The sequence below is a fragment of the Streptomyces sp. JK94 genome (genome assembly GCF_053613315.1).
Window position 1 is genome coordinate 1 of sequence record NZ_JBSICH010000066.1, and the last position, 8,233, is coordinate 8,233.

An 8,233-nucleotide genomic window follows, 5' to 3' on the forward strand; every position below is an offset into this window, starting at 1 on the left:
AGAGGTCCTAACAAAGCCGCTGGACGTGGCGGTGGGTGATCAGGCAGACGGCGAGGCCCAGGAATGCTTCGTGGATGTCGTCGCGTCGTTCCCAGCGGATGCGCAGGCGGCGGAAGCCGTGGAGCCAGGCGATCGTGCGCTCAACGACGTAGCGGAAGGTGCCCAGGCCGGTGCCGTGCGGCTCGCCTCGCTTCGCGATCACGGGGCGTATGCCTCTCTGCCAGAGCAGGCGGCGGTACTTGTCGTGGTCGTAGCCGCGGTCGGCCAGCAGTGCATCCGGGCGCCGGCGCGGCCTGCCGACCCGGCCCGCGACGGCGGGAATCTTGTCGAGCAGCGGCTCGAGTTGGGTGACGTCATTGCGGTTGCCGCCGGTCAGCGACACCGCGAGCGGGATGCCCTGGCCGTCGACGATGAGGTGGTGTTTGCTGCCCGGCCGTGCGCGGTCGACCGGGCTGGGCCCGCTTTTGGGCCCCGTCGGGCGGCCCGCACATGCGAGGAGTCGATCACCGCCCGTTCCCAGTCCAGCTGGTTCTTCGACCGCAGCTCGTTCAGCAGCAGCTGGTGCAGCTGGTCCCAGACGCCGGCCTCGTTCCAGGCCGCAAGGCGCCGCCAGCAGGTCATGCCCGAGCCGAAGCCGAGTTCCTGGGGCAGGTACTCCCACTGGATTCCGGTGTGCAGGACGAAGAGGATGCCGCACAGGGCCTGCCGGTCTGGCACCCGCGGTCTGCCCTCGGCCTTCTTCGGACCCGGCTGCGGCAGCAACGGCTCGACCAGCGACCACAGTTCGTCCGACACGATCCACGGCCGCGACTGACGGTTTCCCATGCCCAGACATACGGGCAGAGCGGCCGACAGCCTCATGATCAGCAGCTTTTGTTAGAGCCAGTTAGAGCACCCGCTGAGAGAAAGGCCCATTCATGAGGCTCCTGTCCGAGTACAGCGTCAACGCCGTTCCAGGCCGTCGCTTCATCGAGGTGTATGACGCCGACGCCTACCTCGACGACGCAGCCGCCATGGACGCCGCACGCCGGCAGGTGGTGGCCGGCAACGGCTACCACCTGTACCTCTACAGCCTTCAGGCCGACATCCCCGCCCAAATCGACATCCGTATCTGGGACGCACCTCCCCCTGCTCCGAGCGACGACGAAGGCCACGTCGCCATCACCCTCGAGTCCGAGACCGGTGCCCTGGTCGTCAACCAGCTCAGCTACGGACCGGCCGGGGACATGACCTTGCCCCGCCCAGGTGTGTACCGGGGAACCGCCTGGTGGACCGGCCGCCAGGCCATGGGCAGTTATCACGAAGCGACACTCCGCGATCTGGCCACATCCGGGCCGGAAGCCCGCCTGGCGGCCGACTGGCGGCACACCCCGCATACCGAACGCTACGTCCTCGATCTGGCCTGGGAAAGCGACCCGTCCCCGCTGGACGTTGAAGACGACTGATGATCCTGCGAACGGCGTGGCACCCGATCCCGCCTGCAACAGTCCTCTGGGAGCCCTCAGAGGATCGATCTCCGCGCCGCTGCACCCCGGTGGCATCTCAAATTGACAAGCAGGCTGCGACCCGTGCCCCCCGTAGTTGGGGTACCGGCTTCGGTCGCCAGCCGGGGCGGCCGGAAGACCGGTGGCTGGCGGCTGACGCTTGACCAGTCCACGCACTCACCACCGGGAGCGCTTCGGCTCGTTCGATGGTCAGCTGCGGCCGCGTCGGGGCCGGAGTCTGGTATGACTATTGCACTCACACGGGCGGCGCACTCGGCGAACCGCTGATCGCGCCCCTCCCCCAGCCGCTATCAACGGTGCATGCTCAACATTGAGGCTGATCCTTTGGAGTGGACACCTTGACAATGGATCTTGATGGTCCAGGGGGATGTCCAGGTGGGACGCAAGTCTCCGTACCCGGAGGAGTTCCGGAAGGACGCCGTCGCGCTCTACCGCGCCGCGGCGGGCAAGCGGACGTACGCGCCGCGGATCTCGGCATCACCGCGGAGTCGCTGCGGACGTGGGTCCGTAAGGACGACGCCGAGGCCGCGCCCGGACGCCGTGCCGCGGGCGGGAGCGAGGCGGAGGAGCTGGCCCGGCTGCGGGCGGAGAACGCCCGGCTGCTCAAGGCCGAGAAGGAGTGGCACCTGGAGCGCGAGATCCTGCGCCGGGCAGCCGCCTATTTCGCCCGGGAGGTGAAGTGAGACCCCGCCGCTGGGACTTCATCCCCGACAACCGAGCCGACTTCGGCGTCAAGCGGATCTGCCGTGTGCTCGGGGCGTCCCGCGCCGGCTACTACCGGCGCCTGGCCACCGAGCCCGCCCGCGCCGAGCGCCAGGCCGAGGAGAAGCGGACCGTGGCCGAGATTCGTGCCATCCACGCCGAGCACCATGGCGCCTACGGCGCTCCGCGCGTCCATGCCGAGCTGCGGGCGAGGGGAGGGAGGATCAACCGCAAGCGCGTCACCCGGCTGATGCGGATCAACCACATCGTCGGCCGGCACCTGCGGAAGAAGAAGCGGACGACGATTGCTGACCGCACGGCGCCGCCCGCGCCGGACCTGGTGATGCGCGACTTCACCGCGGACACGCTGGACACCCGGTGGTGCGGCGACATCACCTACATAGCCGTCGGGACGACCTGGCTCTACCTCGCCACGGTGATCGACATCTGCTCGAGGAGGGTGGCGGGCTGGTCGATCGCCGATCACATGCGCACCTCCCTGGTCACCGACGCGATCGAGATGGCCGTGGCTGCCCGCGGCGGCCGGGTCCACGGCGTCGTCTTCCACACCGACAGGGGCGCCCAATACGGTGCGGCCGCCTTCGTCGAGGTGTGCCGCCGGCACGGCATCCGCCGCAGCATGGGACGCGTCGGCTCGAGCTATGACAATGCCCTCGCCGAGTCGTTCTTCCAGGGCCTCAAGCGCGAAATGCTCCACGGGAGGCACTGGGCCTCGAAGGCACAGACGCGGCTTGAGCTGTTCCGCTGGCTGTCGTACTACAACCGGCGCCGTCGGCACTCCGCGCTCGACTACCTCACGCCAACCGAATTCGAACAGCAACCGACCACGTCACGTACTCTGTCACTCGTCGCGTGAAACCCGGTGTCCACACCCGGGGATCAGCCTCGAAGGACACCTCACCCCCACCACCAGCCACTGAGACCGCGTTTGAGATCTCACTGGTTGACACGTGAGAGGGGTCGGGGGCCTGGTCGGGTTGCTGGTCGGCCGCGGGTGAGCCGACGGACCATGATGCCGATCATCGCCCAGCGGATCATAGTCTCGGAGTGGGCGGGCTGCTGCTCGTAGTCCCGGGCGAGACGGCGGTGTGCGGTGATCCACGACAGCGTCCGCTCGATCGCCCAGCGCTTGGGCTGGACCTGGAAGCCCCGCTGGCCGGGATCCTTGCGGACGATCTCCAGCTCGCGGCCGAGGATCTGCGCCGTCCAGTCGACCAGGCGTCCGGCGAAGCCCTGGTCCGCCCAGATCTTCTTCACACCCGGGTGGTCCAGGCGGGTCCACAGCAGCGGACGCCGTGCGCCGTCACGGTCCTGGATGCTCGCGGCGACGACGTGGACGGCCAGAAGCAGGCCAAGGGTGTCGGTGACGATGAACCGCTTGCGGCCCTTGACCTTCTTGCCCGCGTCAAAGCCTCTGGTCCCGGCGGGAACGGTGTCGGCCGTGCGCACGGACTGCGAGTCGATCAAACCAGCACTCGGCTCGGCCTCGCGCCCATCGGCCTCGCGGACCCGGTCACGCAGGGCATCGTGGATGCGCTCGACAGTGCCATCATCGTGCCACCAGGTGAAATACCAGTACATCGTCGGCCAGGGCGGGAAGTCCTTCGGCAACTGCCGCCAGGAGCACCCGGTCCGCACCACGTAGAAGATCGCGTCCACGATCCGCCGCCGGGGATGCTTCTCCCGCCGCCCGCCCTTCGGCCCCACCCGCGCCGCCGGCAGCAACGGCTCCACCAGAACCCACTGCTCGTCCGTCAGATCCGACGGATACCCGCCCCCAGAACCACTCACACAGAGCTCAACGACCGCCCGAGCCTACGGCAACGGCAGATCTCAAACGCGGTCTGACCCTCAATAACCAAGATCAGCCGTTGACTGGACACACCCGCCGGACGCACCGCCGAGGAGGCTGCCCGTGTGCACGGCCGAAACGGGTGACGCGGCTGGTGGTGCGTCGCCCGCGCCGTGCTGCCGGACCGCCTGCGCGCACCAGGCCCGCAGGTGCCGCAGGTACTCGTCGGGGTCGGAGTGGTGCCGGTCCTGTGCGCCGTGCCGGTGGAGCTCCAAGCGGCCGTCGGAGTGGAGGCGGATCGTGGTCGTGGCCTGCCGCTTCGTGGCCTCCGCCGCCGGAGGCGGGTTCCCGGCTTCCGGAACGGCCAGTACGGCGACGGTGGCGGGGAACATGGCCAGAGCGTCGGCGGTGGTGGCGGCGGGCGGGCGCCCGGTGCGGTTGGCGCTGCTGACGTACAGCAGCGGCAGGTCGTCCAGGAGAGGCCGCAGAGGCTGCCAGCGGGCCCCGAACAGCAGCATCCAGCCATCCTTGACCGCCGGGGTCGCCCAGTCCGGCAGGGCGATGCCGTCCTGGACCGGAACCAGGACGGTGAAACGTTCCTGCACCAGGAGCCACCGGGCCGTCGTCCTCTCGTCGGGGCCCAGTGCCCAGACGTCGTCGAGGGCGCGCACCGTGTCGGGATGGTGGGCCCACAGGGCGACCGACTGGTCGCCGGGGCGGCCCTTGGCCTCGTTCACGGTCCGGGCTCGGCGCGCCGTGACGACGTGGGTGAGCGGCGCCGGATTGGGCAGCACCACGGCCTCACCGTCACGCAGGGCCTGACAGGCCTGTGCGAGCGACACCGGACCGCGGTCCACGTGCTCGGCCGGGCTGCCGGTCATGCGCTGACCCGGTGGGTGTGGACGAGGCCGTCGAGGTAGTCGGCGAAGGCGCTCTCGTCGACGACGGCTCTGCCGGTGCGGAAGGCACGGGTCTTGACCCAGGTCATCGCTGCGCGGGTCTGCTCCCTGTCAAGGTCGTGACCGAGGCGGGTGGCGGCAGCGCTGATGACGCGGGCGCTGGCCAGTTGCGTCAGCAGGATCCGCGGCTCGATGCCCAGCACCTGAGTTGGGTCGTAGGGCTGGAAGAGCTGCGGGTGGACGAACGGCGTACCGGTGGAGATGGTGCCCACTCCGGTACCGACGATCGGAGTGGTGACGCTCAGCGGAACCCCGGTCTCGTCCGCCACCATCTGCGCGATCGTGGGGAGCCGGGTCAGGTCGGGAGCAGTCCACCAAGGTGTCGCGTCGGTGTTCAGGAACTCCTGACCGTGCCGCGCGAGGAGGAACAGCAACTGCTCGGTGGCGACCATGCCGGCCCGCTCCGCGATGCCCAGCCACGAACTGGACACCACCCGCACCCCGGAGGCCAGTGCCTGCAGCGTGTTGGCCAGCCCGAGCCCGAGGTCGTTGTGCAGGTGGGAGGCGAGCACCACGTCGTCGTCGGTACCGGCGCGCACCGCGGCGAACATGTCGCGGCAGGCGTCGGGCAACTGCGCGCCGACCGTGTCGGCCAGCACCACCAGACCCGCACCGGCGTCGGTCATGGCCTGCGCGTAGTCGCTCATGAGGGACGCGTCGGCGCGGGAGGCGTCGGCCAGGCAGATGTCCACCGCCACCGCCTCGTCCAGGTCACGGGCGGCCTTGACCAGGTCGACGCCGCCCTGGAGGGCCTGTTCGGCCGTCTTGTGGACCATCACCTGCGACATCGCCTCGGAGGCGGGCACCACCACCATCACGCGCGCGTGACGGCTGCCGCGCACCGAGGCAACGGCCTGCTCGACGTCCTTGAGCGCGCCCCGGCACACCGCGGCCACGCTGACCGTCCCCTCGGCCTCGGCCGCGACCCGGCGCACGGCCTCGAACTCCTCGCCGCATACCGCGGGGAAGCCGGCCGCGAACACCACGTGCCGTGGCCCGTCCTCGCCGAACACGCGACCCGTCTCGCGGGCCAACTGCACCCGGAACTCCGGGGTCATGAGTGTCTTGGCCTGGGCACCGTCCCGGGCCGACTCCTCCCAGATCACCAACCTGCCTGCCCGTGCCGACTGCCGTACAGCGTCCATCGAAGCCTCCTGGGGCGAAGTAGTCACTTCTATAGGTGATCATGGACTCTGGTTACAGAGTGGCAAGGTTCCGTTACGAAGAGGTGAAGATATCAACTAATTCACGCCACCCGCCATTGGCCAGCGGATCGCTCCGATCCGGTGGCGACGGCCGCGCAGGAGCACGTCGGCCGCGGCCTGGACCTGCTGGAGCAGACGCTCCCACGTCCCGTCGGCCGACCACAGCCGATGGCTTTCCTAGACGGTCTTCCACGGCCCGAACCGTTCGGGCGGGTCCCGCTAGTAGGGCTTGGTCATGTCGGTGTGAGGTCTGGGATGTCGCGGTGACAGGTGGGGCAGGCGCCGGTCCAGATTGCGAGGAGTCGTTGCAGTTCGCGGACGACTCGGTAGAGGCTCAGGCCGACGCCGTCTCTTTTGGGGATCGGCTCAGCCGCTGCAGGGTGCAGAAGGCGTGGGCGACTGAGAGACCGTTCTCTTTCCGAACCTCGTGTGACGTCTTCGCTGGTCAGGCATGAAGTAGCAGCTGCTGCGGGAGCCTGGGCTTGTTGCCGGGCGAGATGTCGTGGAGGTAGCGGATGCCGTCGATGCGGGCGGTTCTGGAGACGCGGCAGAAGGCCGCAGCCGCGCAGGTGAAGGACCTCGAAGCCGAGCTGGAACGGGTGCGGGCGGCTCTGGCGGAGGCGGAGGAGGTGCACCGGCGCCGGGTGATCGGTCTGGAGCAGTATCTGGAAGCGTTGGCCGAGGAGAACGCACCCGCCGACGGGGCCGGCGAGGTGCCGCGGAGGAAGGCGGTCGGGCCTCGCCGGGCGGTGCCGCACCGGCGACACGCGAGTGGGGTGGCGGAGTTGTCGCCGGACTACCAGGCGTTGATGGCCGCCGCGGTCGATGCGGGAGGCGACGGGCTGGGTGCCCGGCGGGCGGCGGTGGTGCTGGGCTGGGACAGCGCGTCCGCCTCCCGCGTCGAAGGGGCGAGGGCCCGGCTGAAACGGCTGGTGGAACGGGGCTGGCTGGTCGAAGCGAAACCGGGCAGGTTCATGCCGCCCGCGCCGCAACAGGCTCCTGACACCGGGCGGCCAGGCGGCGGCTCATGAGCATGGTCATCGACCACAGGATGACCGCTTCGCTGGTGTCGGTGCGCCGCTCGTAGTCCCGGACCAGGCGCCGACTGCGCAGGCACCAGGCGAGAGACCGTTCCACGACCCAGCGGCGGGGCAGGACCTGGAAGCCGCGGATGTCGTCGCTGCGGCGGACGATGTCCAGGACGACGCCGAGCTGCGTTGCGCTCCAGTCGACGAGGTGGCCGGTGTAGCCGCCGTCGGCCCACACCCGTGCCAGCCGCCCGAAGCGGCCCCGGGCCGCGGGCAGCAGGAGGCGGGCGGCGTCCCGGTCGGTGGTCGACGCCGGGGTGACCAGCACTGCCAGCAGCAGACCGAGCGTGTCGGTGAGCAGGTGCCGCTTGCGTCCATTGATCTTCTTGCCCGCGTCGTAGCCCCGCGAGGTGAGGGCGACGGTGGCGTCCGCCTTCACCGACTGCGAGTCGATGACCGCCGCACTCGGCTCCCGGTCGCGTCCCTCGGCATCACGGACCGCCTCGCGCAGCCGGTCATGCAGCTCGGCCACGAGTCCCGCGTCCCGCCAGCGGGCGAAGAAGGCATACACCCGCGGCCAGGGCGGGAAGTCCGACGGCATCGCCCGCCACTTGATGCCGTTGTCGACGAGGTAGCGCACCGCGTCGATCATCTGCCGGTGGCAGTAACCCTCCGGCCGCCCGCCCCGGCCGGCCAGCCATCCCGGAACCGGCAGCAGATCCCGCACTGCTGCCCACTCGGCATCGCTCATGTCCGAGCCGTACCGGGGCCGGCGCCCCGGGCGGTCGGCCGCATTCCCGAACCTGTGGGCGAGACAGTCACACCCAGGAGTGGACGGACTGGACCCGGCCACTGCGACCACGCGACACTTCGACAACAGGGCCTCTTGCTCCTCGCTGGACTCGACATCCGCGAGCTACCAAGAGGCCCTTCCTTCATGTCCGAACACCCGACAACTCACCCGATCCAGCACCCTGTTCGAGCCCCGGCCGAGCACCCGCACGGATAGAGAACAGCCAGT

At 69.7% G+C, this 8,233-nt stretch carries 6 protein-coding genes and 3 pseudogenes; 3 read left to right on the top strand and 6 right to left on the bottom strand.

All coding sequences use genetic code 11. The features are described 5' to 3' along the window. Positions 1-7: 7 nt before the first annotated feature. Positions 8-861 (bottom strand): annotated as a pseudogene (locus tag ACVV2G_RS32870) (IS5 family transposase). A 56-nt stretch (positions 862-917) separates the two neighbouring features. On the opposite strand from ACVV2G_RS32870, the gene ACVV2G_RS32875 reads away from it, so the two are divergent. Together ACVV2G_RS32875 and ACVV2G_RS32880 are read left to right on the top strand one after the other, a co-directional pair. Beyond that, positions 918-1,445, top strand: coding sequence for a hypothetical protein (locus ACVV2G_RS32875; protein ID WP_453846433.1), 528 nt, complete (start codon positions 918-920; stop codon positions 1,443-1,445). Positions 1,446-1,880: 435 nt separating this feature from the next. Beyond that, positions 1,881-3,084, top strand: a pseudogene (locus tag ACVV2G_RS32880) (IS3 family transposase). 80 nt (positions 3,085-3,164) lie between these two features. Here the strand turns inward: ACVV2G_RS32880 and ACVV2G_RS32885 are convergent. The 4 genes and pseudogenes from ACVV2G_RS32885 to ACVV2G_RS32900 form a co-directional block, all read right to left on the bottom strand. Further along, positions 3,165-4,019: an IS5 family transposase gene (locus ACVV2G_RS32885; RefSeq protein WP_453846434.1), complete on the bottom strand. Its 855-nt coding sequence runs from the start codon at positions 4,017-4,019 to the stop codon at positions 3,165-3,167. Positions 4,020-4,079: 60 nt separating this feature from the next. Next, positions 4,080-4,901 (bottom strand): hypothetical protein, encoded by an 822-nt coding sequence (locus ACVV2G_RS32890; RefSeq protein ID WP_453846435.1) that lies wholly within the window; start codon positions 4,899-4,901, stop codon positions 4,080-4,082. Then, entirely contained in the window at positions 4,898-6,124 is a 1,227-nt protein-coding gene (locus tag ACVV2G_RS32895) for a 2-isopropylmalate synthase (protein ID WP_453846436.1), read from the bottom strand. Before ACVV2G_RS32895 ends, ACVV2G_RS32890 begins: the two co-directional genes overlap by 4 nt. A 162-nt stretch (positions 6,125-6,286) precedes the next feature. Further along, positions 6,287-6,403: pseudogene (locus tag ACVV2G_RS32900) on the bottom strand (IS5/IS1182 family transposase); the annotation flags it as partial. Positions 6,404-6,708: 305 nt separating this feature from the next. Between ACVV2G_RS32900 and ACVV2G_RS32905 the strand changes: the two are divergent. Next, a complete protein-coding gene (locus tag ACVV2G_RS32905) occupies positions 6,709-7,215 on the top strand; it encodes a hypothetical protein (RefSeq protein ID WP_453842056.1) in 507 nt (168 codons plus the stop codon). Here ACVV2G_RS32905 and ACVV2G_RS32910 read toward each other — a convergent pair. Further along, positions 7,157-7,963, bottom strand: coding sequence for an IS5 family transposase (locus ACVV2G_RS32910; RefSeq protein ID WP_453842038.1), 807 nt, complete (start codon positions 7,961-7,963; stop codon positions 7,157-7,159). The genes ACVV2G_RS32905 and ACVV2G_RS32910 overlap by 59 nt on opposite strands. Positions 7,964-8,233 lie beyond the last annotated feature (270 nt).